Here is a 25858-nt window from a genome sequence, read left to right as displayed (position 1 = left end):
GGCCGATCCGCATGAGCACCCCCGCCGCGCCCGCCGGCGTGATCCGCGGCACGGTCCGCGACGCCGCGGGCGCGCCCGTCGCCGGGGCCCGCGTGGCCTTCGCCGACGGGCCGGTCCCGCTGCCCGACGTCGCCGCCGTCACCGACGGCGAAGGCCGCTTCGCGCTCACCGCCCCGGCCACGGGGACGTACACCCTGGCGTGCCGGGCGGACGGCGGGACGGCGACCGCCCGGGCCCGGGTCTCCGGCCCGGCCGGCACGGCCGCCGAAGCCCGCACGGAGGATGTCCGGGCCGACCTGCGCCTGAGCTGAAGATTTCCCGTGCCGCCCGGCCCCCCGTCGCACACCCGTCAAAGGATTGGACTTTTGGTACGGGTGTAACCACATGATGGAACCGGCGTGCCAGGCGCGACGTCCCTGGCAGCAGATCGCAGGTTGCATGTGATGTACATGAGTAGGGAGCCCTCATGAGGATCGGAATCGTCGGAGCCACCGGGCAGGTCGGCGGAGTCATGCGCAAGATCCTCGCCGACCGGGACTTCCCGGTCAGCGAGCTGCGCCTGTTCGCCTCGGCGCGCTCCGCCGGATCCACCCTCCCCTGGAAGGGCACGGAGGTCACGGTCGAGGACGCCTCGACCGCCGACTACACCGGCCTGGACATCGTCCTCTTCTCCGCCGGCGGCGCGACCTCCCGCGCGCTGGCCGAGAAGGTCGCCGGTCAGGGCGCGGTCGTGATCGACAACTCCTCCGCCTGGCGCATGGACCCCGAGGTCCCGCTGGTCGTCTCCGAGGTCAACCCGCACGCGGTCAAGGACCGCCCCAAGGGCATCATCGCCAACCCGAACTGCACCACCATGGCCGCCATGCCCGTGCTGCGCCCGCTGCACGAGGAGGCGGGGCTGACGGCCCTGATCGCCACCACCTACCAGGCCGTCTCCGGCTCGGGCGTGGCCGGCGTGGCCGAGCTCGACGGCCAGGTCCGCGCGGTCGGCGAGCGCGCCCCGGAGCTCGCCCACGACGGCGAGGCCGTCGAATTCCCCGAGCCCGGCGTCTACAAGCGCCCCATCGCCTTCAACGTGCTGCCGCTCGCCGGCTCGATCGTGGACGACGGCCGCTTCGAGACCGACGAGGAGCAGAAGCTCCGCAACGAGTCCCGGAAGATCCTGGAGATCCCGGGCCTCAAGGTCTCCGGCACCTGCGTCCGCGTCCCCGTCTTCTCCGGCCACTCGCTGCAGGTCAACGCCCGCTTCGAGCGCCCGGTCAGCGTCGAGCGCGCGTACGAGCTGCTGGGGGACGCCCCCGGCGTCGAGCTCTCGGAGATCCCCACCCCGCTGCAGGCGGCCGGCAAGGACGCCTCCTACGTGGGCCGCATCCGCGTGGACGAGACCGCCGAGAACGGCCTCGCGCTCTTCCTCTCCAACGACAACCTCCGCAAGGGCGCCGCGCTGAACGCGGTCCAGATCGCGGAGCTGGTCGCCGCCGAGCTCAAGGGCTGACCCTCCCCCCGGCCTTCCCGCGCCGCCCGGCCCCTCGGGGCCGGGCGGCGCGGGCATTTCGCTTGCGGAAAACAGTGCGGGCGCCCCGGGCACCCGGCGTGGAAGGATGGCCGGAAAGTCGCGAAGTTAAGGAGATGCCCAGGTGCCTGGAACGAATCTGACCCGCGAAGAGGCGCAGCGGAGGGCTGGTCTGCTGACCGTCGACGCGTACGAGATCGAGCTCGATCTCTCCGGCGCGCAGGAGGGAGGCACCTACCGCTCCGAGACCGTGGTGCGGTTCGACGCGGCCGAGGCGGGCGGGACGTTCATCGATCTGGTGGCGCCCACGGTGCACGAGGTCGTGCTGAACGGGACCGCCCTCGACGTGGCCGAGGTGTTCGCGGACAGCCGGATCGCGCTGCCGGGCCTGGTGGCCGGCCGCAACGAGCTGAAGGTCGTCGCGGACTGCGCCTACACCAACACCGGCGAGGGCCTGCACCGCTTCGTCGACCCCGTCGACCAGCAGGCCTATCTGTACACGCAGTTCGAGGTGCCGGACGCGCGGCGCGTCTTCGCGTCGTTCGAGCAGCCCGACCTGAAGGCCGTCTTCACCTTCACCGTGAAGGCGCCCGAGGGCTGGACGGTCATCTCCAACTCGCCGACCCCCGAGCGGCCCGCCGACAACGTCTGGCGCTTCGCGCCGACGCAGCGGATCTCCACGTACATCACGGCCCTGATCGCCGGCCCGTACCACAGCGTGCACAGCACGTACGAGAAGGACGGCCGCAGCATTCCGCTGGGCATCTACTGCCGCCCCTCGCTGGCCGAGTTCCTGGACGCGGACCACATCTTCGAGGTGACGCGGCAGGGCTTCGACTGGTTCGAGGAGAAGTTCGCCTACGCCTACCCGTTCCCGAAGTACGACCAGCTGTTCGTGCCGGAGTTCAACGCGGGCGCGATGGAGAACGCCGGCGCGGTCACCATCCGCGACCAGTACGTCTTCCGCTCGAAGGTGACGGACGCCGCGTACGAGACGCGGGCCGAGACGATCCTGCACGAGCTGGCCCACATGTGGTTCGGCGACCTCGTCACCATGGAGTGGTGGAACGACCTGTGGCTGAACGAGTCGTTCGCCACCTTCACCTCGATCGCCTGCCAGGCCTCCGCCCCGGGCTCGCGGTGGCCCCACGCGTGGACCACCTTCGCGAACTCCATGAAGACCTGGGCGTACCGGCAGGACCAGCTGCCCTCCACCCACCCGATCATGGCCGAGATCCGCGACCTGGACGACGTCCTCGTCAACTTCGACGGAATCACCTACGCCAAGGGCGCGTCCGTCCTCAAGCAGCTCGTCGCCTACGTGGGTGAGGACGCGTTCTTCCGCGGCGTCCAGGCGTACTTCAAGGAGCACGCCTACGGCAACACCCGCCTCACCGACCTGCTCGGCGCGCTGGAGAAGACCTCCGGCCGCGACCTGACCACGTGGTCGAAGCTGTGGCTGGAGACCGCCGGCATCAACATCCTGCGCCCGGAGATCGAGACCGACGCGTCCGGCGTCATCACCTCCTTCGCCGTCCGCCAGGAAGCGCCCGCGCTGCCCGCCGGCGCCAAGGGCGAGCCGACGCTGCGGCCGCACCGGATCGCCGTCGGCCTGTACGAGCTGGAGGGCGGCAAGCTCATCCGCAAGGAGCGGATCGAGCTCGACATCGACGGCGAGCTGACGCCCGTCGACGCGCTCGCCGGCAAAGCCCGGCCGGCAGTCGTGCTGCTCAACGACGACGACCTGTCGTACGCGAAGGTCCGCCTCGACGAGCAGTCGCTGGCGACCGTCACCGCCCACCTCGGCGACTTCGCCGAGTCCCTGCCGCGCGCCCTGTGCTGGGCCTCCGCGTGGGACATGACGCGCGACGGCGAGCTCGCCGCCCGCGACTACCTCGCGCTCGTCCTCTCCGGCATCGCCAAGGAGTCGGACATCGGCGTCGTCCAGTCGCTGCAGCGGCAGGTGAAGCTCGCCATGGACCTGTACGCCGCCCCCGAGTGGCGTACCACCGGGCTCGCCCAGTGGACCGAGGCGACCCTCGCGCACCTGAAGTCCGCGCAGCCGGGCAGCGACCACCAGCTCGCCTGGGCCCGGGCCTTCGCCGCCACGGCCCGCACCGACGAGCAGCTCGACCTGCTGCAGGGGCTCCTCGACGGCACCGAGAAGGTCGACGGCCTCGCCGTCGACACGGAGCTGCGCTGGGCGCTGCTGGGCCGCCTCGCGGCCACCGGCCGGGCCGGCGAGGCCGCCATCGCGGCGGAGCTCGACCGCGACCGGACCTCCGCGGGCGAGCGGTACGCGGCGGCGGCGCGGGCCTCCCGGCCCACCGCCGAGGCGAAGGACGCCGCGTGGAAGTCGGTCGTCGAGTCGGCCGACCTGCCCAACGCGGTGCAGGAAGCCGTCATCGGCGGCTTCGTCCAGTCGGACCAGCGGGAGCTGCTCGCGCCCTACGTCGAGAAGTACTTCGCCGCGGTCAAGCCCGTGTGGGAGACCCGCAGCCACGAGATCGCCCAGCAGATCGCGGTCGGGCTGTACCCCGCGCTCCTCGTCTCCCAGGAGACCCTGGACACGACGGACGCGTGGCTGTCCTCGGCGTCGCCGAACGCTGCGCTGCGGCGTCTGGTGATGGAGTCCCGCTCGGGCGTCGAGCGGGCGCTGCGGGCGCAGGCGGCGGACGCGGCCGCGGCGAGCTGACGCTCGCTGCGCGAAGGGTGCGGGGTACGCGCCCTTCACCCCGCGGCCTGCCCTCCGGACGGGGCGCGCACGGGGTCAAGGGTGCTCGCACCCTTGACCCCGCCGCAGCGGCGAGAAACCCCCATGGCGCGGTCCGGCGGTGCCGTACGGGCTCAGGTAGGCCCGGCACCGCCGGATGCCGCCATTGCGGCTGATCACCGTCGCGGCGGGAATGCGAGGCATGGCCTCACAACCAGGGACAGGCGTACGGGCCCGGCCGCGAGGCTCAGGCCTGCTCGGCCCGGGCCGCGCGTCGCGCCAGCAACGCCGCGCGCCGCTCGTCGAACTTCGTCGCCTGGTCGTCCAGGCCGTTCATGAACAGGCCCAGTTCCTCCTGGGCCTGGAGGCCGTCCGGGCCCAGGCCGGTGATGTCCAGGACCTTCAGGAAGCGCAGCACCGGCTGGAGCACGTCGTCGTGGTGGATGCGCAGGTTGTAGATCCCGCCGATCGCCATCTGGGCCGCGGCCCGCTCGAAGCCGGGGATGCCGTGGCCGGGCATCCGGAAGCCCACGACGACGTCGCGGACGGCCGACATCGTCTGGTCCGGCGCGAGCTCGAACGCCTTTCCGAGCAGGTTGCGGTAGAAGACCATGTGGAGGTTCTCGTCCGTGGCGATGCGGGCGAGCATCCGGTCGCAGACGGGGTCGCCGGAGTGGTGGCCGGTGTTGCGGTGGGAGATCCGGGTGGCGAGCTCCTGGAAGGCCACGTACGCGACGGAGTGCAGCATGCTGTGCCGGTTGTCGGATTCGAAGCCCTCGCTCATGTGCGACATCCGGAACCGCTCCAGGGCGACGGGGTCAACGGCCCGCGAGGTCAGCAGGTAGTCCCGCATGACGATGCCGTGCCGGCCCTCCTCCGCGGTCCAGCGGTGCACCCACGTGCCCCAGGCGCCGTCGCGGCCGAAGAGCTGGGCGATCTCGTGGTGGTAGCTGGGGAGGTTGTCCTCGGTCAGCAGGTTGACGACGAGCGCGGTGCGGCCGATGTCGGTGACCTTGGACTGCTCGGGCGCCCAGGCCTCCCCGCCCATGATGCCGTCGAAGTTGCGCCCGTCGCTCCAGGGCACGTACTCGTGCGGCATCCACTCCTTGGCGACCTTCAGGTGCCGGTTGAGCTCGGTCTCGACGACCTCTTCGAGCGCGTACAGCAGGCGGCTGTCGCTCCACACGGCCCGGGCATGGTGGCGGAGGGGGGCGATGGTCACGGACAGCTCCAGGGGAAGATCGTACTTACGGCTGCGTAGGTTACGACACCGTAGGTTACGCGGCCCGTAAAGCGAAATCCCCAGTTCCGGAAATGAGGCCGGGAACACACGCGCAAAAGCCCGGTGCCCCCGGTCCTTGAAGGACCGGGGGCACCGGGCTGAAGCGGGGGAAGCGGCGGCTAGCGCGTGCGCGGGTGGTGGGTGTCGACGGTGTGCGGGTTGTCCGAGTGCCTGGCGGCGACCATCGTGAGGCCGGCGATCACCAGGAAGAGGACGATCGGCGCGGCGACGTAGAGGCCGAGCGTGTTGATCACGCTCAGGCCCGGACCCGGGTCGTCACCGTCGTCGCGGGTGAGCGCGAACGCGGGGGACGACATCAGCAGCATCAGCAGCGTGCCGGCCGAGATGGCACCGGCTCGCACGGCGTTCTTGTTCTTAGAGCTCACGGCCTCAAGATATCGGGAGCATAAGAGGCCCGCGCGCCCGGGGGTGGGGCTACGGCTCCCTCCCCGCTCCCACCTCGGCCATCAGGGCCCGCAGCCGGGGCGAGGCCATCAGCTCCTCCAGGGACAGCGGGCGCCCGCCGGGCCCGGCGACGGGCAGCCGCCAGTTGGGGTACTGGTCCCACGTGCCGGGCACGTTCTGCGGGCGGCGGTCCCCGACGGCGTCGGGCAGCCAGACGCCGACGAGGCGGGCGGGGGTGCGCAGCAGGTAGCGGTGGACGGCCAGGACGAGCGCCTCCTCGTCGTCCTCGCCGTACGGCCCCCCGGGCAGGAGCCCGAGCCGTGCGAAGAGCTCCAGCCACTCCCCCACCTCGCGGGCGTCCTCGCGCCGCTCCTCGGCGAGGGGGCGGGTGAGCAGCCCGAGCCGGTGGCGCAGGCCGACGTGGTCGCCGGTGAGCCGGGCGGCCGTGCTGGGCAGGTCGTGCGTGGTGGCCGTGGCGAGGCAGCCGGGGCGCCACCGGCCGGGCGGCAGAGGCGCGGCCGTGCCGGACCCGTAGTCCCGCTCGAACCACAGCACGGACGTCCCGAGCACCCCGCGCTCGGCCAGGGCCTCGCGCACCCCGGGCCCGACCGTGCCGAGGTCCTCGCCCACCACGGTGGCGCCCGCCCGGTGCGCCTCCAGGGCGAGGACGCCGAGCATGGCCTCGGGGTCGTAGCGCACGTAGGTGCCGCGCGTGGGCTCCTCGCCCTCCGGCACCCACCAGAGCCGGAAGAGGCCCATGACGTGGTCGACGCGCAGGCCGCCGGCGTGCCGCAGGAGGCCGCGCAGCAGCTCGCGGTAGGGGCGGTAGCCGCCGGCCTCCAGGGCGTCGGGGCGCCAGGGCGGCAGGCCCCAGTCCTGGCCGCGGGGGCTGAAGGCGTCGGGCGGGGCGCCGACGGACATGCCGGCGGCGTAGGCGTCCTGCTGCGCCCAGGTGTCCGCGCCGGAGGGGTGGACGCCGACGGCGAGGTCGTGGACGAGGCCGATGCGCATGCCGGCGGCGCGGGCGGCGCGCTGGGCGGCGGCGAGCTGCTGGTCGGTGAGCCAGGCGAGCCAGCGGTGGAAGCCGATGCGGCCGGCGAGGGCGGTGCGGGCGCGGGCGGTGCCGGCGGAGCGGGGGTCGGCGAGCCCTCCGGGCCAGGAGCGCCAGTGCGGGCCGTGCACCTCGGCGAGGGCGTTCCAGGCGCAGTGGTCGTCGAGGGCGCGGCCCTGTTCGGCGACGAAGGCCTCGTAGGCGGCGCGGCGGGCGGGGGCGAGCGGCACGGTGCGGACGAGCTCCAGGGCGCGCCGCTTGAGCTCCCAGGCGGCGTCGCGGTCGATGAGCTCGCCCTTGTGGAGGACGGCGTCGCGCAGGGCGGCGGCCCGGCCGAGGAGGCCTCCGGCGCGCTCGCGCGCCTCGCCGGTGAGCAGGGCGAACTCGGGGACGTCCGCGACGCGCAGGTGGACGGGGTCGGGGAAGCGGCGGGACGAGGGCCGGTAGGGCGAGGGGTCGGTGGGGGCGCCTCCGGCGCCGGGGACGGCCGCGTGCAGGGGGTTGACCTGGACGAAGTCCGTGCCGAAGGCGCGGCCGGACCAGGCGGCGAGCGCGGCCAGGTCACCGAGGTCGCCCATGCCCCACGAGTGGGCGGAGAGCAGGGAGTAGAGCTGGACGAGGAAGCCGTGGCCGCGCGCGGGCGGGGCGGGCAGGCGGTCCGGGGCGACGATCAGGGGCGCGGCGGCGGTGCGGCCGTCGGGGGCGTGGGCGCGCAGCAGGTGCGTGCCGAGCGGGAGCGCGCCGGGGGCGTACGCGGAGGCCGCCCCGGCGCCGCCCGCCCCGGGGCCGCCGGAGGCGGGGTCCAGGACGACGACCGCGCCGTCCTCGGTCTCCACGCACGCCTCGGTGCCGGGCGGCAGGACGGGCAGCGCGCCGCGCCCCGCGCGCAGGACCACGGTGGCGGGCAGCAGCCTGCGCCGGGCCGCGTCCTCGTGGGCGGCCAGGGCGTCGCGCACGGAGGCGGGCGTGGCGGCGTCGACGCCGAGCGCGGCGAGGACCGCGACGACGGTGTCCTCGGGCACCTCCACGCTGCGGCCGGGCGCGGGGCTGTATGACGTCGCGATGCCGTGCAGTGCGGCGAGCCGCGCTCTGGCCGTGAGCACCTCGGCCATCACCACCTCCGCAGGTGTCCGTGCCGAAGGCCGTACCCGCCGCCGGGCGGCGGGACACCACTCGAATTCCCGTTCACCCGCGGACGTTCGGCTTTCGCCGTCGACGCGCCGGGCAATACAGGCACTTCGGTCACGTGCGTTGACACGTTCACCGGCTGGTGATGGGCTCGCCCCCGTCCGGAGTACCGCGAGGCGAGGGAGACGGCCGTGCACTTCCGGGGCAGCGACTCCTCACCCGGCGGCCACGGGCCCGCGCGCCCCCGGCGGGCCGGGGTGACCGTCCTGGCGGCGGCCCTGCTCAGCGGCCTGCTGGCGGGCGCGCCCGGGACCGCCGCGGCGCCCCGCCCGGGCGACGCGACCGCCGCCGCGACCGACCCGCAGAGCGACGGCGCGCTGCCGCCGGTGTGGCCGCGGCCCCAGGCCTCGCGCGCGCTCGGCTCGTTCGCCCCGGCCGGCGACGAGGTGACGCTGATGGCGGAGCCGGGCACGGACCCGTACGCGGTCGAGGCGCTGCGGGACGTGCTGCACGCGGCGGGCGCCCGTACGGTCGTGGACGCGGCCCCCGGCGGGACGCCGCCCCCGAGCGGGCTGATCGTCTACGCGGGCGGGAAGGGCGCCGAGGAGGCGCTGCGGGCGCTGGGCGCGCCGGAGGCCGGGGACCTCCCGGCCGGAGGCTACCGGCTGGCGACGGGTCAGGTGGCGGGCCGGCCGACGGCGGCGCTCGCGGGCGCGGGCGCCGACGGGCTGTTCCACGCGGTGCAGACGCTGCGTCAGCTGACGGTGGAGCGGGGCGGCGCGAAGGGCTTCGCGGGAGCGGTGGTGCGCGACTGGCCGGGCACGGCGGTACGGGGCCTGTCCGAGGGCTTCTACGGCGAACCGTGGACGCGCGAGCAGCGGCTGGCGCAGCTGGACTTCATGGGCCGCACCAAGCAGAACCGCTATCTGTACGCGCCGGGCGACGACCCGTACCGGCAGGCCCGCTGGCGCGCGGCCTATCCCGCGGCGCAGCGCGAGGAGTTCCGGGCGCTGGCCGAGCGGGCGCGCCGCAACCACGTGACGCTGGGCTGGGCGGTGACGCCCGGGCAGGCCATGTGCTTCTCGTCGGCGGAGGACCTGCGGGCGCTCAAGCGCAAGGTGGACGGCATGTGGGCGCTGGGCTTCCGGGCGTTCCAGCTGCAGTTCCAGGACGTGAGCTACAGCGAGTGGCACTGCGGGGCGGACGCGGACGCGTTCGGGTCGGGGCCGAAGGCGGCGGCGAAGGCGCAGGCGAAGGTCGCGGGCGCGCTGGCCGAGCACCTGGCGGCGAAGGGCCCGGAGGCGGCCCCGCTGTCGCTGCTGCCCACCGAGTACTACCAGGACGGGCGGACGGCCTTCCGCAGAGCGCTGGCGGAGCAGCTCGACCCGCGCGTGGAGGTGGCGTGGACGGGCGTCGGGGTGGTGCCGAAGACCATCACCGGGGGTGAACTGTCCGACGCCCGGGCGGCGTTCGGGCACCCGCTGGTGACGATGGACAACTACCCGGTCAACGACTTCGCGCAGGACCGTATCTTCCTCGGCCCGTACACCGGCCGCGAGCCGGCCGTCGCGGCGGGCTCCGCCGCGCTGCTGGCCAACGCCTCGTCCCAGGCCGCGGTCGCGCGGATCCCGCTGTTCACGGCGGCCGACTACGCCTGGAACCCGCGCGGCTACCGCCCTCAGGAGTCGTGGCAGGCGGCGGTCGACGACCTGGCGGGGCCGGACGCGCGCACCCGGGAGGCGCTGCGGGCGCTGGCGGGCAACGACGCGTCGTCGGTGCTCGGCGGCGAGGAGTCCGCGTACCTGCGCCCGCTGCTGGACGCGTTCTGGACCGCCCTGTCGGGGACGGACGCCACGGCGCGCGAAGAGGCCGCGGGCCGGCTGCGGGCCGCCTTCGGCACGATGCGGGACGCCCCGCAGCGCCTGTCGGGGACCTTCGGCGACGAGGTCGGCCCGTGGCTGGAGCAGCTCGCGCGGCACGGCGAGGCCGGGGCGCGGGCGCTGGACATGCTGCTCGCGCAGGCCCGCGGCGACGGCGCGGGGGCCTGGCGGGCCCAGCTGGACGTGCAGCGGCTGCGCGAGCGGATCAAGGACAACCCGGTGACGGTCGGCAAGGGAGTGCTCACGCCCTTCCTGGACCAGGCGCTGGCCCGGGCGAACGGCTGGACGGGCGTGGACCGGCCGGCGCGCTCGGCGGGCGCGGCGACCGACGGCGACCCGGCCACCGCGTTCACGGGCGCCGCGGGCGAGCCGCTGACCGTGCGGCTGGCCGGGCCGCGGCCGCTGACGGCCGTCACGGTGCTCACCGCCCCGGCGCCGGGCGCGCGCGGCACGGCCTGGGCGCATGACGTCGCCAAGGGCTGGCAGCCGCTGGGCGCGGTGTCGGACAGCGGCTGGACGCAGGTGCCGGGCAAGGGTCTGAAGGCGGACGCGCTGCGGGTGGTGTGGGAGGGGGACGGCACGCCGCCGCCCGTCCACGAGCTCGCCCCGTGGTTCGCGGACACGCCCACGGCGGACGTCGAGCTCACGCGCACGGAGGCGGACGCGGAGCTCGGCGGGGCCCCGGCGGCGGTGGACGTACGGATGATCAACCGGCGGCCGGAGCAGGTGCGGGAGAAGCTCACCGTGCGGGCGCCCGACGGGGTCCGGGTGACGGCCCCCGCCGAGGTGAGCGTGGCGCGCGGCGGGGTGGCCACGGCCCGGATCGAGCTCGCGGTCCCGGCGGGCGGCTCGGCCCGCACCTTCGCCGTGCCGGTGCGCCTGGGCGACCAGGAGCGGATCCTGACCGTACGGGCCTACCCGCGGGCCGGCGGCCCGGACCTGGCGCGCGGCGCGTCCCTGAGCTCCCCGGGCGAGGGCGCCCGGCAGCTGGAGCTGGCCCGCCCCGTACGGCTGGGGCGGCTGGTGCTGCACTGGCAGGACGGGCGGGACGGTCAGAAGGCCGCCGGCTACCGCGTCCAGGTGTCTGCGGACGGCCGCACTTGGCGGGAGGCCGCCCGGGGCACCGGCGCCGGCGGGACGGAGGCGGTGCGCATGGACGCACCGGACACCCGTTTCGTCCGCGTGCAGGGCGAGGGGTCCGGGGGCGCGCTGCGGGGGGTGGAGGCGTACGAGGCAACCACAGCCCGCTAGCGCGGGCCGGCTCGGCAGGACGTGCTGCTTCGGTTGCGGTACGTTCCGCCGGACTCTCGCCGTCGTGGCGGATCGCCGTTGCGGCGGGTGGATCTGTCCCGCCGCAACGGCGAGGGCTCCGGCCGGCGGAACCGCGCCGGTACCGCAAGCCGGAGCATCGCCCAGTGCCAACGATGATGGCCCGGAACCGTCAGGCGGATATGCCGTCGATCCGGGCCATCGCGTCCTCCGCGCCGAATGCCTCCAGATAAGGCAGCCAGCGCGGATCCCTATGGCCCGTGCCGATGATGCGCCAGGCCAGGCCGGACGGCGGCGCGGGCTGGTGGCGCAGCCGCCACCCCAGCTCGGCGACGTGCCGGTCGGCCTTGACGTGATTGCAGCGGCGGCAGGCCGCCACTACGTTCTCCCAGGCGTGCTGGCCGCCTCGGCTGCGCGGGACCACGTGATCGACGCTGGTTGCGACGCCACCGCAATACGCGCAGCGCCCGCCGTCACGGGCGAAGAGAGCACGGCGGGTGAGCGGGACGGGCCCCCGAAAGGGCACGCGCACGAAGCGTTTGAGGCGGACCACGCTGGGAGCGGGGATGGTGCACGTTGCGCTGTGCATATAGGCGCCGGTGTCCTCAAGGCTGACGGCCTTTTCATTGAGGACGAGTATGAGCGCGCGGCGGAGCGGTACGACGCCGAGCGGCTCGTACGACGCGTTGAGGACCAGGACATGCGGCACGGGTGCCTCCTTGTACGCCGGCGGCGCGTGGCTCGCGCCGGGACGATCTCCTGCAAGTGTCCCCCGGCCCCTGGTCGGAGCGCCACCATGACCAGGTAACGGGTCACGGGTGTTTTGGAACACATCTTGTTCATCCCCCGCTCAGGACCGGTCGCATCTCGAACACAGCAACGGACGATCACCTGCGCCCCGATAGTGTGGGGGGTCTTGCCTGCCCGCCTCCCCGCGGGCCGGTATCACACACGGAGGGTTCCTGCAGTGTTCTGGTCCGCTGCCCTGGCCGCAGAAGAGACGCCTCGGCCTGTCTCTCTCGACGAGGCACAACGGACGGCGAACGACGCCGCCGGCTGGGTCGAGGAGAACTGGTCCGTCTGGCTCAGCAACAGCCTGCGCATCATCCTGATCCTGGTCATCGCGGTCGTGATGCGTTCCCTGATCCGGCGTGCCATCACCAAGCTGATAGCGCGGATGAACCGCACGGCCTCGGCCGTGGACGGCACGGCCCTCGGGGGCCTGCTGGTCAACGCGGAGCGGCGCCGGCAGCGCTCGGAGGCCATCGGCTCCGTGCTGCGCAGCGTCACCTCGTTCCTGATCATGGGCACGGCGGCGCTCACCGTGCTGTCGGTCCTGCAGATCAACCTGGCCCCGCTGCTGGCGAGCGCGGGCGTGGCGGGCGTCGCCATCGGTTTCGGCGCCCGCAATCTGGTCACCGACTTCCTCTCCGGCGTCTTCATGATCCTTGAGGACCAGTACGGCGTCGGGGACTCGATCGACGCCGGGGTCGCCTCCGGCGAGGTGATCGAGGTGGGCCTGCGCGTGACCAAGCTGCGCGGCACGGACGGCGAGATCTGGTACGTGCGCAACGGCGAGGTCAAGCGCATCGGCAACCTGAGCCAGGGCTGGGCGACGGCGGGCGTCGACGTCCAGGTCCGCGCGGACGAGGACCTGGACCGGGTGCGCGAGGTCCTCACCCGTACGGGTGAGGAGATGCAGAAGGACGAGCCGTGGACGGAGCGGCTGTGGGAGCCGGTCGAGGTCCTGGGCCTGAACGCGGTCTACCTGGACTCGGTGGTCATCCGGGTGTCGGCCAAGACGATGCCGGGCAAGGCGCTGGGCGTCGAGCGGGAGCTGCGCTGGCGCATCAAGCAGGCGCTGGACGCGGAGGGGATCCGGATCCTCGGGCGCCCGCCCGAGGCGAATCTGGAAACGGAGGCGGGGGCGGACCCGATGGCCGCCGTTGCCGCCCCGTCCGTGCTGGCCAATCCCGCCTCGCCGCAGTCCCAGGCGACGACGCCGATACCGCCGGGTCAGCCGCTCGGGAAGTGACGTCCGAGCCGGTCCGGAGGGGTTCCGAGCCGGTCCCGGGACGTGACGTCAGAGCCGGAGGGGCCCGACCGCATCGGTCGGGCCCCTCCGGCTTTCCGCCGTTCCGCGGCGCGTCAGCCGCGCCGGACCTTCGCCAGGAAGTCGTCCAGGTTCACGAGCATGCGGGCGATGCGCTCCTCCTCGCTGAGGGTTTCCTTGTAGCGCATCGACAGCTCCGGAACCCGCTTGCCCCGCACGTAGAGCGAGCAGGCGAGGTCCGCGCACATGTACGCGCCGACGGTGTTGCCCTCGCGGCCGGCGGCGCCGACGCGGCGGGCGGCCAGCAGGGAGACGCCCGAGCCCGGGTGGCTCGTCAGGCACAGCGAGCACATCGTGGTCTTCGCCATGCTCCGTGGCCCGCCCTGTGGCACCCGCAGGGTCACGCCGGTCAGCCGGCCGTCGCGCTCGGCGACGACGTAGCCGCGGTCCGGGGCGCCCGGGTCCCGCCAGCCCAGGAAGTCGAGATCCTCCCAGGGGACTTCGGAGAGGTTGCGCGGAAGCGCGATCCGGCGGGCCTCCCCCTTGGAGCAGTTGACGAAGGACGCGCGTATGTCGTTGTCGGCGAGCGGTTGCATGGTCAGGGAAATTAACAGCGTTCGGGCGTTTCGTCGCCCGATTTTCGGGTGAGGACGTTGACGCCCGGCGCGGTGGGCGCCTACGCTCCCGATCACCAATAGGAAGGTTTCCTAACAGACAGAGGAGACGGAGCGAGATGGCCGGGGCCCCGGGGACGCCGCGCGTGCTGCGGGCCATGAACGACCGCGCCGCCCTCGACCTCCTCATCGCCCACGGCCCGCTCACCCGCACCCGCCTCGGCGAGCTGACCGGCCTGTCCAAGCCCACCGCCTCCCAGCTGCTCACCCGCCTGGAGAACGCCGGCCTGGTGCGCCGCACCGGCAGCGTCACCGGGCGGCCCGGCCCCAGCGCCCAGCTGTACGAGATCGATCCGGGCATCGCCCACGTCGCCGCGCTGGCCGTCGACCCGGAGGGCATCACCGCGCAGGTCGCGGACATCGCGGGCGTGGTCGCCGGCGAGCACCGCGTACGCCCGGAGGAGGGCCGCGAGACGGCGGAGCTCGTCGCGCGGGCCGTCGACGGCGCCCTCGCCGCGGCCGGCCTCGGCCGGGCCGCCCTGCACCACACCGTCATCGGCACCCCCGGCGCCCTCGACCCGCGCACCGGCGTCCTGCGCTACGCCCCGCACCTGCCCGGCTGGCAGTCCCGCACCCTGCGCGGCGAGCTCACCGCGGCCCTGGGCACGCCCGTCGTCATCGAGAACGACGTCAATCTCGCCGCCGTCGCCGAGCAGCACGCCGGCGCGGCGCAGGGCTGCGGCGACTACGTCCTGGTGTGGGCGGACGACGGCGTCGGCGCCGCGGTCGTGCTCGGCGGCCGGCTGCTGCGCGGCGCCACGGGCGGCGCCGGCGAGATCGGCTACATGCCGCTGCCGGGCGCGCCGCTCGCCCGCGGCGGGGACGACGCCACGGCCGGCCCCGACGGCGGCGGGGGCTTCCAGATGCTCGCGTCCTCCTCCGCCGTCGTCGCGCTGGCCCGCTCCCACGGCATCGACGCCCGTACGGCTCCCGAGGCGCTCTCCCGCGCGGCGGAGCTGCCGGGCGCCGGCGACGACGTCTTCGCCGAGCTGGGCCGGCGGCTGGCGGTCGGGCTCGCGGCCGTCGTCGCCGTGGTCGACCCCGCCCTGGTGGTGCTCTCCGGCGCGGTCTGCCGGGCGGGCGGGGAGCGGCTGCGCGCCATGATCGAGGCCGAGCTCACGGGGCTGGCCCTGCCCCGGCCCGAGCTGCGGCTGAGCGCCGTGGAGGGCCGCCCGATCCTGACCGGCGCGCTGCGGACGGCGCTCGCGGCGGCCCGGGAGACCGCGTTCGACACGGCCTGAGGCCCTCGTCGCCCCGGCCGGGGCGACCGACGAAGGAGTCACGGTTGAAGCTCGCAGTGGTGGGTGGCGGCTCCACCTACACCCCCGAACTCGTCGACGGCTTCGCCCGGCTGCGCGACGTGCTGCCGGTGACGGAGCTCGTCCTGATCGATCCGGACGCGCGGCGGCTGGAGCTCGTCGGCGGGCTCGCGCGGCGGATCCTCGCCCGGCAGGGCCACCCCGGCCGCGTCTCCTGGACCGCTGACCTGGATGCCGGTGTGGACGGTGCGGACGCCGTCCTGCTGCAGCTGCGCGTGGGCGGCCAGGCGGCCCGGCAGCAGGACGAGACGTGGCCGCTGGAGTGCGGCTGCGTCGGCCAGGAGACCACCGGCGCGGGCGGGCTCGCCAAGGCGCTGCGCACGGTCCCGGTGGTGCTGGACATCGCCGAGCGCGTGCGGCGGCGCAGCCCGGACGCCTGGATCGTGGACTTCACCAACCCGGTCGGCATCGTGACCCGGGCGCTGCTGGGCGCCGGGCACCGGGCCGTGGGGCTGTGCAACGTGGCGATCGGCTTCCAGCGGAAGTTCGCCCGGCTGCTCGGGGTGGCGCCGGGGGACGTGGCACTGGAGCACGTCGGCCTCAACCACCTCACGTGGGAGCGGTCGGTGACCGTGGGCGGGCGGGACGTCCTGCCGGAGCTGATCGCCGGGCACGGGGACGCCATCGCCGCGGACCTGCGCATGCCGCGCTCGGTCGTGGACCGGCTCGGCGTCGTGCCCTCCTACTACCTGCGCTACTTCTACCAGCACGACGACGTCGTCCGGGAGTTGCGGACCGGGCCGTCGCGGGCCGCCCAAGTGGCCGCCATGGAACGGGAGCTGCTGACCCTGTACGCCGATCCCGCGCTCGACGAGAAGCCCGCGCTGCTGGCGAAGCGCGGCGGCGCCTTCTACTCGGAGGCGGCGGTGGCCCTGACCGCGTCGCTGCTGCGGGACACCGGAGACGTCCAGGTCGTCAACGCCCTCAACAACGGCACCCTGCCCTTCCTCCCGGACGACGCGGTGATCGAGGTGCCCGCGGCCGTGGACGCGCGGGGTGCGCACCCGCTGCCCGTACGCCCGCTGGAGCCGCTCTACGCGGGGCTGGTCGCGAGCGTCACGGCGTACGAGCACCTGGCGCTGGAGGCGGCGCTCAAGGGCGGCCGGGACCGCGTGTTCGCGGCGCTGCTCGCGCACCCGCTGATCGGGCAGCTCGACCACGCCGACCGGCTGACGGACGCCCTCCTCGCGCACAACCGGGACCACCTCGCGTGGGCGTGACGCGCGCGGACGGCGCGCTGCTCGCCGTCGACGCGGGCAACAGCAAGACCGACGTGGCGCTGGTGGGGCCGGACGGCGCGGTGCTGGGTGCGGCGCGCGGCGGCGGTTTCCAGCCGCAGGGCGGGAACGTGCGGAGCGCGGTGGACGGCCTGGCGGAGCTGGTGGAACGGGCCGTCGCGGGAGCCGGCGCCGGCGGGCCCGGCCCGCTCCCGTACGCCGCCCGCGTCCAGGCGTGCCTGGCCAACTGCGACCTGCCGGTGGAGGAGGAGCGGCTGGCCGCGGAGATCACCGCCCGCGGCTGGGGGCGGACGGTCGCCGTCGCCAACGACACCTTCGCGCTGCTGCGGGCGGGGCTGCCCGACGGGGGCGAGCCGGTGGGGGTCGCGGTGGTGTGCGGGGCGGGCATCAACTGCTCCGGGCTCGGCCCGGGCGGGCGGACGGCCCGCTTCCCGGCGCTCGGGCGGTTCTCCGGCGACCGGGGCGGCGGCACGGACCTGGCGGAGGAGGCGCTGTGGTGGGCGGCGCGGGCGGCCGACGGCCGCGGCGGGCCCACCGCGCTGGCGGACGCCCTGCCCGCGCACTTCGGCCTGGACGGGATGCCCGCGCTGATCGAGGCGCTGCACCTGGGCGCGGTCGCCGCGGCGCGGCGGCACGAGCTGGTGCCGGTGCTGTTCGCGGTGGCCGCCGCGGGCGATGCGGTGGCCCGCGGCATCGTGGCCCGGCAGGCGGATGAGGTCGTCACCATGGCCGCGGTCGCGCTGGGGCGGCTGGGGCTGCTGGGGGCGCGGGTGCCGGTGGTGCTGGGCGGCGGGGTGCTCGCGGCCCGGCACCCCCTGCTGCACGAGCGGGTGGCGGCCCTGCTGGCGCGGCGTGCGCCGGGGGCCGTGCCCGTGGTGGTGACGGCGCCGCCCGTGCTGGGCGCGGCGCTGCTGGCGCTGGACCGCGCGGGGGCCCCGGCGGCGGCGTACGCGCGGCTGCGCGCGCACTACGCGTAGGGCGGGGCCCGCGCCGCGCATGAGCGAGGCCGCGCCGCGCGGGGAGGAGAGCCGGGCCTGCCCGCCCGGCCCACCCGGCCCGCCCGACCCGGCCACCACGGCCGGAATCCGCCGTACCGCCGCATTCTTCACGTCATGTTCACATCGTGAGAGACGTCACCACGCCCCACCCCTTACAGGAAGATCTTTCGGCGCACCCCCCTCGCGGCCGTCAAGTTTCCTGACTCGGCGTCAATAACGTCACGAGTCGGAAATTCCTCCCTCAAGCGCTTGTTGACCATTCATTTACCTAATGTCCCAAAACCGGTCAACCGTTTTCCTCCCCCTTTCGGATCGTGCGAGAGTCCGCCCCGCACGGATTGATCACGAAATACAACAAGCAACCGCCATCAAAAGGGATTTACGGCTGCATTCGTGACAACTTCCGCCGCTGATCGTCCATTCCGCGCCTTGCCGGCGCGATACCCGAGGGGGACCGACCATGTCGTCCAACGTCAGCCGACGCGTTGTGCTCAGAGGAACCGCCGCCGCCACCGCCGGCGTGGCGCTGCTCGCCACCGGCGCCCGGGCGGCCGACCACACCGGCCACACCATGGACCACACCGGTCACGGCGGCCATGGCACCGGGCCCATGGCGTTCGACGAGGTCTACAAGGGCCGCCGCATCGTCGGCAAGCCGGCGACGAGCGGCCACGAGGCCCACCACGGCGGCTTCGCCGTCACCATCGACGGCCAGGAACTGCACGTCATGCAGAACGCCGACGGCACCTGGATCAGCGTGATCAACCACTACCAGGTCTTCGACCAGCCGCTCGCGCTCACCCGCGCCGGCGTCGACGCCCTCCGCGGCGCGACGCTCGTCCCGATCGCGATGAACTGACCGGCCACTGCCGCACGCACCCCACCGACCCACACTTCTCACTCACGAGGACACGAACCCCATGGCAGTGCGCAAGAACCAGGCGAACCTGACCGCCACCGAGAAGCGCAACTTCGTCAACGCCCTGCTGGAGCTCAAGCGCACCGGCGTCTACGACGGCTTCGTCAGAACGCACAACGAGTTCATCATGAGCGACCGCGACGACAGCGACCGCGTCGGCCACCGCTCCCCCTCCTTCCTGCCCTGGCACCGCCGCTTCCTGATCCAGTTCGAGCAGGAGCTGCAGAAGGTCGACTCCTCGGTCACGCTCCCCTACTGGGACTGGACCGCCGACCGCACCGCGGGCGCCTCGATCTTCGGCGCCGACTTCATGGGCGGCAACGGCCGCAGCCGTGACGCGCAGGTCACCACCGGCCCCTTCGCCTACTCCACGGGCAAGTGGAACATCAACGTCAGCGTGGACAACCGTCCCTTCCTGCAGCGCGAGATAGGCGCCTCGGGCACGCTGCCCACCCGTGCCCAGGTGGACGCCGTCCTCGCCATGCCCGTCTACGACACGGCCCCGTGGAACAGCGCCTCCGAGGGCAGCTTCCGCAACTACCTGGAGGGCTGGCGCGGCGCGGGCCGCGTCCACAACAGCGTCCACGTGTGGATGGGCGGCCAGATGGCCACCGGCGTCTCCCCCAACGACCCGGTCTTCTGGCTGCACCACGCCCACATCGACAAGCTGTGGTCCGACTGGCAGCGCATGCACCCCTCCTCGGCCTACCTGCCGGCCGCCGGCACCGCGGACGTCGTCGACCTCAACGACACCATGCGTCCGTGGAACAACGTCACCCCGGCCCAGATGCTCAACCACAGCACGTACTACACGTACGCGTAAGGCACGGCACAGGCGCACGCGCGTCCGGCCCGGTGCGGGGAACCGCACCGGGCCGGCGGGCGTGATGGGGAGCGAGGGCCGCCGCGGGCCCCGGTGAAGAGCGCGACCGCACACAAGATCGGTCCGGCACCGGTGTGTTTGCCGGTTCTTGCGGCCATACTGCTGGCCGGGCACCTGTTCCCCCGCGATCCGGGCGACGGGCCGCCCTCAGCGACCGAGGGGGAGGTCACGTGTCACAGCCGCAGCCGGCGGGGGGAAAGCCAGGGGCGCCCGGCCGCAGCGCCGCCGTCCCGGCCTGGCGCGAGGCGCTCGACCGCGTGCGGGCCGCGGCCGTCACCGAACCCGGCCGGCTGCGCGCCATCGGCGCCGTCCTGGCCCTGGTCCTCGTGGCGTTCGGGGCGGTCACCGCCTGGCAGGTCGCGACCAGATCCGCGGCGGCCGACGCCGTCGTGGACACCAGCCAGCCGCTGAGCGCCGACGCGGCCGCCATCTACCGCTCGCTCGCGGACGCCGACACCACGGCCGCGAGCGGCTTCCTCGCCGGCGGCCAGGAGCCGCGCGCGGTCCGGCAGCGCTACGAGAAGGACATCGCGCTCGCCTCGCGGCTGCTCGTCAAGGCCGCGGCCGCCGGCGAGGGCTCGGGCGCGGCCCGCGGCAAGATCGCCGCGCTCAACGAAGGACTGCCGCGCTACACCGGCCTCGTGGAGGCCGCCCGCGCCAACAACCGCCAGGGCCTGCCGCTCGGCGGCGCCTACCTGCGCTACGCCGGCGACCGGATGCGCGAGGAGCTGCTGCCCGCCGCCCGCGGCCTGTACGAGGCCGAGACGGGCCGCCTCGGCTCGGACTACGACGACGCGCAGTCCTGGCCGTGGGCCGCCCTGGCGCTCGGCGTCGTCGCGCTCGGCACGCTGGCCTGGGCCCAGCGGCGCAACTACCTGCGCACGAACCGGGTCTTCAACCACGGCCTGCTGGCGGCCACCGCGGCCACCGCCGTCGTCCTGCTGTGGCTGGTCGCCGGCCACGCCGTGGCCCGCTCCGGCCTGGAGAGCTCATACGCCCACGGCGCGAGGTCCCTGCAGGCGCTGACCGAGGCCCGGATCGGCTCGCTCCAGGCCCGCGGCGACGAGAACCTCACGATGGTCGCCCGCGGCGCCGTGCTCACAAAGAACGGTGACGACCAGTACGAGAGTAACTACCGCGCCGGCATGGGCCGGCTCATCGGCGGCGACCAGGGCCCGGCCCGCGAGGGCAGCCTGCTGGACCGCGCCCGCGACCTCGCCGACGACGCCGAGGGCCGCGCGCCGGTCGACGCCGCGATCAAGGACGTCCGCACGTGGCAGCAGCGCCACGGCGAGGTGCGGGCGCTCGCCGACGACCGCGGCGACTACAAGGACGCCCTGCAGAAGGTGATCGGCGGCAAGGACAGCACCGGCGCGTCCTTCGACCGGGTGGACACCGAACTGGAGCGCGCGCTCGGCTATGAGCAGGACGAGTTCCGGCAGGCGGCCGACGACGGGCGCGGCGCGTTCTCGGGCCTGGCCGCCGGGGCGGCCGTGCTGACCGTTCTCGGCGCGGCCGGCGCCGTGGCCGGCGTCGGGCGCAGGCTGTCGGAGTACCGGTGAGGCCGGTGCTGCGGGAGGAGGGGGAGACCGTGGGAGAGACCCGGACGGCACGGCGGCTGCGGATGCGGTCCCGGCCCGCGGCCGTGGCGGCAGCCGCGTGCGCCCTCGCCGCGGTGGCCGCGGCCCTGCTGCCCGCCGGCGGCGGGCCCGGCCAGGACGGGCCCGCGCGTCCCTCGCCGGCCGCGCACGCCGCACCCGCACCCGGCCCGGAGGCCGCTGCCGCGCCCGCGCAGTGCACCGACCCCGAGGCGAGCCTGCGGCCCGCGGGCGAGACCGACGGCCCGGCCGTGCGGCGCATCAAGGCCCGCGGCCGGCTGATCGCGGGCGTCGACCAGAACAGCTACCGCTGGGGCTACCGCAACCCCGCCGACGGCGAGCTGAGCGGCTTCGACATCGACCTCGTCCGCGCCATCGCCAAGGACATCCTCGGCGACCCGGAGAAGGTCACCTTTCTCGCGATCCCCACGAGCCGGCGCATACCCGCCCTCCAAACGGGCAAGGTGGACATCGTCGCCCGCACGATGACCATCACCTGCGACCGGATCAGGCAAGTGGCGTTCTCCACGGCGTACTTCGAATCCGGGCAGCAGGTCATGGTCCCCAAGGGGTCACCGGTGACCGCGTTCGACGACTCGCTGAAGGGGAAGAAGGTCTGTACGGCGGAGGGGTCCACGGCCGAGCTCAAGGTCCGGGAGGAACCGCACGGTTCGTCCCTGCTGACCGTCCCCAACCACCTGGACTGCCTGGTGCGGCTCCAGCTCGGCGAGGTCGACGCGGTGGTCAACGACAGGGCGCTGGCGGCCGGCCAGGCGGCCCAGGACCCGTCCGTGCAGCTCGTCGGAAAGCCGTTCACCACCGAACCGTACGGCGTGGCGATGAACCTCTCGGACACGGACCTGGTACGCCGGGTCAACAAGGTGCTGGAGGACTACCGCAGCGGCGGCGCCACGAGCCTCTGGATGAAGGCGTACGAGCGGTGGCTCGCCAGCGACCTGAAGGGGATCAACGGCCCGCCGGCGCCCGAGTACCGGGACTGACGGCGGCGGGACGGGGAGCACAGCCGTAACGGACCGGCCCGCGGCGCGGGCGGCGGACAGGAGAGAGGGGATCGATGGCGGTCGCGGAGCCCACCGGGCCGGCCCTGACCCGCGAGGAGGCGGACCGCGCGCTGGCCAGGCTCGGCGCGGAGCACGAGGCCGTCGAATCCTCGCTGCTCGCCCTCCAGGACCACGCGGGACGGCGCCTGCTGGAGGGGGCGGACCTCACCGGCGAGACCAGGAGCCGGTGGGCGGCCGCCGAGGCCCTCATCGGGCAGCTGTGGGCGTATTTCGACGCCTACACGGCCGCCCTGACCACCGCCCGCGAGCTGCGCTCCCGCCGCCGCTGGCCCACCCAGGGCGAGCTGTCCGAGCTCACCGAACTGCTGCGCGGCTCCGGCATCACCCTGGCCGCCCACGGCACGTCGGCCCTGCCGGCGGGCACGGCGGGCCTCACGGCCCGGCTCAGCGAGCGGCTGAGCCTGCAGGAGCTGCTGGACCGGATGAACGGCTGGTACGCCCAGGCCCTCGATGTCGTCGTCATCGCCGACTCCGTGTGGTCCGCGCTGCCCGCCCGCATCGACCTGCTCGCCGCCGAGCTGCGGCGCACCCGCTCCCTCGCCCACTCGGTGGGCGTGCGGCCCGGCGAGCACCCCTCCGGCGACGACCTGGAGCAGATCACGCGGGAACTGACCGCCCTGCGGGCCGAGGTGATAGGGGATCCCCTGGCTTTCTGGGCCGGTGCCTCGCCCAGCTCGGCGCCGGGCGGCGGCCGCCCCGACACCACGCGCTACGACCGGGCCGCGCGGGCCCTGGAGGACGTCCGCCGGGAGGTCGAGGCCGTCCTCGACGTCCGGCAGGACGCCGAGCAGCGGCTGATGCGCGTGCGCGACATCCTCTCGCGCGCGGACCGCACGCTGAACGAGGCCCGGCAGGCGCGCGCCGAGGTCCTGTCGAAGATCGCCGCCTCCGTGGTGCCGGCCGTGTCGGGCCCGCCCACGGCCCTCTACGAGCAGCTGTCGGCCGCCGCCGACCACCGCAGGCACGCGCGCTGGCACCGGCTGTCGCCGCTCCTGGAGGGGCTGGAGCAGCGCGCGGAGGAGGAGCTGCTGCGCGCCCGCGAGTCGCTGACGGCGGTGACGGCCCCGCTGGCGGTCCGGGCGGAGCTGCGCGGCCGCCTGGACGCGTACAAGGCGAAGACCGCCCGGCACGGCCTCGCGGAGGACTCGCTGCTCGTCGAGCGCTACGACGCGGCGCGGCGCATGCTGTGGAGTGCGCCGTGCGATCTGGTCGCCGCCGAAGGGGCCGTACTGCGCTATCAGCAGGCGCTGGCCGAGGCGCTGGCGGCGACGGGTGCCGGGGAGCGGGCCACGGGCCGGAGGGGGGAGTCGTGAGCGGGTCGTGTCAGCGGCCGGGGTGTGCCGGTTCGTACGAGGACGTCGGCGGGGGCGAGATGTACTGCGACACGTGCGGCCTGGCGCCGGTCGTGTCGCCGAACGGGTCGGTGGGCTCGCCGGCCACGGGGGTCACGGGAGGCGCGGCGAGCGCGTCCTCGAAGGGCAGCGGCAGCGGGGGGTCCGGCTCGCAGGGCTCGTCCCGGTCCGGTTCGGCGCGCTCGGCGTCGTCGCGCCGCTCGGTGTCGGGGCGGCTGTCGCGCTCCCGGCCGGGCTCCGAGGGCGCGTCGCCCTCGTCGTCGCGGGCGGTGTCGGTGCGCAGCTCCGGCTCGGTGCCCGCGGGTTCGGGCCGCGGCAAGCTGGGTGCCGGGCTGGTCAAGGTGCCGGAGGTGCCGCGTCCGGAACCGCGGGCGGCCGTGCTGGAGAACCCGGAGGTCCCCGAGCGGAAGCGCTTCTGCAGCCGCGGTGACTGCGGGGCGCCGGTGGGCCGGGCGCGCGGCGACCGGCCCGGCCGCACGGAGGGCTTCTGCACGAAGTGCGGTCACCCGTACTCGTTCGTGCCCAAGCTGCGCGCGGGCGACGTGGTGCACGGGCAGTACGAGGTGGCGGGCTGCCTCGCGCACGGCGGGCTCGGCTGGATCTACCTGGCCATCGACCGGGCCGTGTCCGACCGCTGGGTGGTGCTCAAGGGCCTGCTGGACACCGGCGACGAGGACGCCCTGGCGGTGGCGGTCTCCGAGCGGCGCTTCCTCGCCGAGATCGAGCACGCCAACATCGTCCGCATCTACAACTTCGTCGAGCACCTCGACCAGCGCACCGGCAGCCTCGACGGCTACATCGTCATGGAGTACGTCGGCGGCAGGTCGCTGAAGGAGATCGCCAACGCGCGGCGGGCGCCGGACGGCCGGCGCGACCCGCTGCCGGTCGCGCAGGCCTGCGCGTACGGCATCGAGGCGCTGGAGGCGCTCGGCCACCTGCACAGCCGCAACCTGCTGTACTGCGACTTCAAGGTGGACAACGCCATCCAGCAGCAGGACCAGCTCAAGCTGATCGACATGGGCGCGGTCCGGCGGATGGACGACCACGACAGCGCGATCTACGGCACGGTGGGCTACCAGGCCCCCGAGGTCGCGGAGGTGGGCCCGTCGGTCGCCTCCGACCTGTACACGGTGGCCCGTACGCTCGCCGTGCTCACCTTCGACTTCCAGGGCTACACGAACGTCTTCGCGGACCGCCTGCCCGATCCGGACCACATCGAGGTCTTCGCCCGCTACGAGTCCTTCTACCGGCTGCTCGTGCGCGCCACGGACCCGGATCCGGCGCGGCGGTTCGCGTCCGCCGCGGAGATGGCCGACCAGCTGACGGGGGTGCTGCGGGAGGTCGTCGCGCTGGAGACGGGCCGGCCGCGGCCGGCGCTGTCCACGCTGTTCGGGCCGGAGCTGCGGGTGGTGGACACCCGGCTGTTCGCGGAGGCCGACGGTGAGGTGTCCACGCTGGGCGGGCGGGTGCCGGCGGGCCGCAGAACGCCGCCGTCCGGGGCTCCCGCCGCCCTGTCCGCCGCGCCCGGGGCCGCCGCGGAGGCCGGGACGCCCCTCGCCCCGCCCGTCGCCGCGCTCGACACCCGCGCCGCCGCGCTCGCCCTGCCCGTGCCGCTCGTCGACCCCGGCGACCCCAACGCGGGCTTCCTCGCGGGTCTGATCGCCTCGCAGCCCGCCGAGCTGTACGCCGCGCTGCAGACCGCGCCCGCCGAGTCGCCGGAGCTGCGGCTGCGGCGGATCCGCGCCCAGCTGGAACTGGGCGAGGAAGCGCAGGCGTCCCACGCTCTGGAGAGCCTGGAGGCCGCCCACCCGGGCGACCGGCGGATCGTCTGGTACCGCGGGCTCCACGCACTGGTCCGCGGCGACAAGGAGACGGCGGCGCTGTCCTTCGATGCGGTCTACGACGCCTTCCCGGGCGAACCCGCCCCGAAGCTGGCGCTCGGCGTGTGTGCGGAGGTCCTCGGGCAGCTGGACAACGCCGCCGAGTACTACCGGCTGGTGTGGGCGACCGACCCGAGCTACGTCAGCGCCGCCTTCGGGCTGGCGCGGGTGCGGCTCGCCGGCGGGGACCGCCCGGGCGCGGTGCGCGCCCTGGAGTCCGTGCCGGAGGCGTCCATCCACTACACCGCGGCGCGCGTCGCCGCGGTGCGGGCCCGGCTGCGGCGGCGCTCCCCGCAGGAGCCGCTGCTGGACGACCTGGTGGCCGCCGCGGGCCAGGTCGAGCGGCTCGCGGACTTCGGGCTGGACGCCGTGCGCCGCGAGCGGCTCTCCGCGGAGGTGCTGGGCAGCGCCCTGGACTGGGTGCTGTCGGGCTCCCCCGGCGCGGGCGGCCCGCCGGCGGCCCGCCCGGGCGCCCTGCTGGGCCGCGGGCTGGACGAGCGCGAGCTGCGCTTCGGGCTGGAGCGCTCGTACCGCGTGCTCGCGCGGCTGGCCCAGCGCGGCGAGGAACGGATCGAACTGGTGGAGCGGGCCAACCGCTTCCGCCCCAGGACATGGGTGTGA

At 74.6% G+C, this 25858-nt stretch carries 19 protein-coding genes; 14 read left to right on the top strand and 5 right to left on the bottom strand.

From position 1 onward, the window contains the following. Positions 1-11 precede the first annotated feature (11 nt). The 3 genes from IF61_RS0112765 (at position 12) to pepN (ending at position 4208) form a co-directional block, all read left to right on the top strand. Positions 12-311, top strand: coding sequence for a carboxypeptidase-like regulatory domain-containing protein (locus IF61_RS0112765; protein ID WP_030366453.1), 300 nt, complete (start codon positions 12-14; stop codon positions 309-311). Positions 312-466: 155 nt separating this feature from the next. Then, a complete protein-coding gene (locus IF61_RS0112760) occupies positions 467-1495 on the top strand; it encodes an aspartate-semialdehyde dehydrogenase (protein WP_030366452.1) in 1029 nt (342 codons plus the stop codon). Positions 1496-1637: 142 nt separating this feature from the next. After that, positions 1638-4208, top strand: a complete 2571-nt coding sequence (gene pepN, locus IF61_RS0112755) for an aminopeptidase N (RefSeq protein ID WP_030366451.1) — start codon at positions 1638-1640, stop codon at positions 4206-4208. A gap of 265 nt (positions 4209-4473) precedes the next feature. Here the strand turns inward: pepN and IF61_RS0112750 are convergent, their stop codons facing one another. The 3 genes from IF61_RS0112750 to malQ all read right to left on the bottom strand — a co-directional run bounded on the left by IF61_RS0112750 (position 4474) and on the right by malQ (position 8076). Beyond that, positions 4474-5448, bottom strand: a complete 975-nt coding sequence (locus tag IF61_RS0112750) for an acyl-ACP desaturase (RefSeq protein WP_030366450.1) — start codon at positions 5446-5448, stop codon at positions 4474-4476. A 179-nt stretch (positions 5449-5627) separates the two neighbouring features. After that, positions 5628-5834, bottom strand: coding sequence for a hypothetical protein (locus tag IF61_RS32285; RefSeq protein ID WP_078660181.1), 207 nt, complete (start codon positions 5832-5834; stop codon positions 5628-5630). A 109-nt stretch (positions 5835-5943) separates the two neighbouring features. Beyond that, positions 5944-8076 (bottom strand): 4-alpha-glucanotransferase, encoded by a 2133-nt coding sequence (gene malQ, locus IF61_RS0112740; RefSeq protein ID WP_030366448.1) that lies wholly within the window; start codon positions 8074-8076, stop codon positions 5944-5946. A gap of 207 nt (positions 8077-8283) precedes the next feature. Here malQ and IF61_RS0112735 point away from each other — a divergent pair, with 207 nt between their 5' ends. Continuing rightward, positions 8284-11223: a beta-N-acetylglucosaminidase domain-containing protein gene (locus tag IF61_RS0112735; RefSeq protein WP_245684494.1), complete on the top strand. Its 2940-nt coding sequence runs from the start codon at positions 8284-8286 to the stop codon at positions 11221-11223. A 190-nt stretch (positions 11224-11413) separates the two neighbouring features. On the opposite strand, the gene IF61_RS0112730 is transcribed toward IF61_RS0112735, so the two are convergent. After that, positions 11414-11950, bottom strand: coding sequence for an HNH endonuclease (locus IF61_RS0112730; protein WP_030366446.1), 537 nt, complete (start codon positions 11948-11950; stop codon positions 11414-11416). Positions 11951-12208: 258 nt separating this feature from the next. Here IF61_RS0112730 and IF61_RS0112725 point away from each other — a divergent pair, with 258 nt between their 5' ends. Continuing rightward, the gene (locus IF61_RS0112725) at positions 12209-13276 is read left to right on the top strand and encodes a mechanosensitive ion channel family protein (protein WP_030366445.1); all 1068 of its coding nucleotides are present in this window, start codon (positions 12209-12211) and stop codon (positions 13274-13276) included. Between the two features lie 113 nt (positions 13277-13389). On the opposite strand, the gene IF61_RS0112720 is transcribed toward IF61_RS0112725, so the two are convergent. Further along, positions 13390-13890: an FBP domain-containing protein gene (locus tag IF61_RS0112720; protein ID WP_030366444.1), complete on the bottom strand. Its 501-nt coding sequence runs from the start codon at positions 13888-13890 to the stop codon at positions 13390-13392. 137 nt (positions 13891-14027) lie between these two features. On the opposite strand from IF61_RS0112720, the gene IF61_RS0112715 reads away from it, so the two are divergent. The 9 genes from IF61_RS0112715 to IF61_RS0112670 all read left to right on the top strand — a co-directional run bounded on the left by IF61_RS0112715 (position 14028) and on the right by IF61_RS0112670 (position 25858). Further along, positions 14028-15209 carry an ROK family transcriptional regulator gene (locus IF61_RS0112715; RefSeq protein ID WP_030366443.1) on the top strand — a complete coding sequence of 394 codons (1182 nt, stop codon included), beginning with the start codon at positions 14028-14030 and terminating at the stop codon, positions 15207-15209. A 44-nt stretch (positions 15210-15253) separates the two neighbouring features. After that, positions 15254-16507 (top strand): 6-phospho-beta-glucosidase, encoded by a 1254-nt coding sequence (locus IF61_RS0112710; RefSeq protein WP_043188906.1) that lies wholly within the window; start codon positions 15254-15256, stop codon positions 16505-16507. Next, a complete protein-coding gene (locus IF61_RS0112705) occupies positions 16498-17502 on the top strand; it encodes an N-acetylglucosamine kinase (protein WP_030366441.1) in 1005 nt (334 codons plus the stop codon). The genes IF61_RS0112710 and IF61_RS0112705 overlap by 10 nt, the downstream gene beginning before the upstream one ends. Positions 17503-17983: 481 nt before the next feature. Beyond that, on the top strand, positions 17984-18382 hold the full coding sequence (melC1, locus tag IF61_RS0112700) for an apotyrosinase chaperone MelC1 (RefSeq protein ID WP_030366440.1): 399 nt from the start codon (positions 17984-17986) through the stop codon (positions 18380-18382). A gap of 61 nt (positions 18383-18443) precedes the next feature. After that, positions 18444-19265: a tyrosinase MelC2 gene (gene melC2, locus IF61_RS0112695; protein WP_030366439.1), complete on the top strand. Its 822-nt coding sequence runs from the start codon at positions 18444-18446 to the stop codon at positions 19263-19265. Between the two features lie 230 nt (positions 19266-19495). Continuing rightward, complete coding sequence (locus IF61_RS0112690) at positions 19496-20887, top strand: hypothetical protein (RefSeq protein WP_078660170.1); 1392 nt, start codon at positions 19496-19498, stop codon at positions 20885-20887. 62 nt (positions 20888-20949) lie between these two features. Next, on the top strand, positions 20950-21924 hold the full coding sequence (locus IF61_RS0112685) for a glutamate ABC transporter substrate-binding protein (protein ID WP_030366437.1): 975 nt from the start codon (positions 20950-20952) through the stop codon (positions 21922-21924). A gap of 74 nt (positions 21925-21998) precedes the next feature. Continuing rightward, on the top strand, positions 21999-23318 hold the full coding sequence (locus IF61_RS0112680; protein ID WP_030366436.1) for a hypothetical protein: 1320 nt from the start codon (positions 21999-22001) through the stop codon (positions 23316-23318). Then, a complete protein-coding gene (locus IF61_RS0112670) occupies positions 23315-25858 on the top strand; it encodes a tetratricopeptide repeat protein (RefSeq protein ID WP_078660169.1) in 2544 nt (847 codons plus the stop codon). The genes IF61_RS0112680 and IF61_RS0112670 overlap by 4 nt, the downstream gene beginning before the upstream one ends.

This window comes from Streptomyces roseoverticillatus, assembly GCF_000719265.1.
GTDB classification, from domain to species: domain Bacteria; phylum Actinomycetota; class Actinomycetes; order Streptomycetales; family Streptomycetaceae; genus Streptomyces; species Streptomyces roseoverticillatus.
Note: the sequence above shows the minus strand (reverse complement) of the source record. Positions and strands in the feature narration are given on the sequence as shown.

Bases quoted from the DNA above. Each gene is read 5' to 3' on its own strand.
- IF61_RS0112765 (WP_030366453.1), top strand. From the start codon at position 12: ATGAGCACCCCCGCCGCGCCCGCCGGCGTGATCCGCGGCACGGTCCGC.
- IF61_RS0112760 (WP_030366452.1), top strand. From the start codon at position 467: ATGAGGATCGGAATCGTCGGAGCCACCGGGCAGGTCGGCGGAGTCATG.
- IF61_RS32285 (WP_078660181.1), bottom strand. From the start codon at position 5,834: ATGCTGCTGATGTCGTCCCCCGCGTTCGCGCTCACCCGCGACGACGGT.
- malQ (WP_030366448.1), bottom strand. From the start codon at position 8,076: ATGGCCGAGGTGCTCACGGCCAGAGCGCGGCTCGCCGCACTGCACGGC.
- IF61_RS0112720 (WP_030366444.1), bottom strand. From the start codon at position 13,890: ATGCAACCGCTCGCCGACAACGACATACGCGCGTCCTTCGTCAACTGC.
- IF61_RS0112715 (WP_030366443.1), top strand. From the start codon at position 14,028: ATGGCCGGGGCCCCGGGGACGCCGCGCGTGCTGCGGGCCATGAACGAC.
- melC1 (WP_030366440.1), top strand. From the start codon at position 17,984: ATGTCGTCCAACGTCAGCCGACGCGTTGTGCTCAGAGGAACCGCCGCC.
- melC2 (WP_030366439.1), top strand. From the start codon at position 18,444: ATGGCAGTGCGCAAGAACCAGGCGAACCTGACCGCCACCGAGAAGCGC.
- IF61_RS0112685 (WP_030366437.1), top strand. From the start codon at position 20,950: ATGCGGTCCCGGCCCGCGGCCGTGGCGGCAGCCGCGTGCGCCCTCGCC.
- IF61_RS0112680 (WP_030366436.1), top strand. From the start codon at position 21,999: ATGGCGGTCGCGGAGCCCACCGGGCCGGCCCTGACCCGCGAGGAGGCG.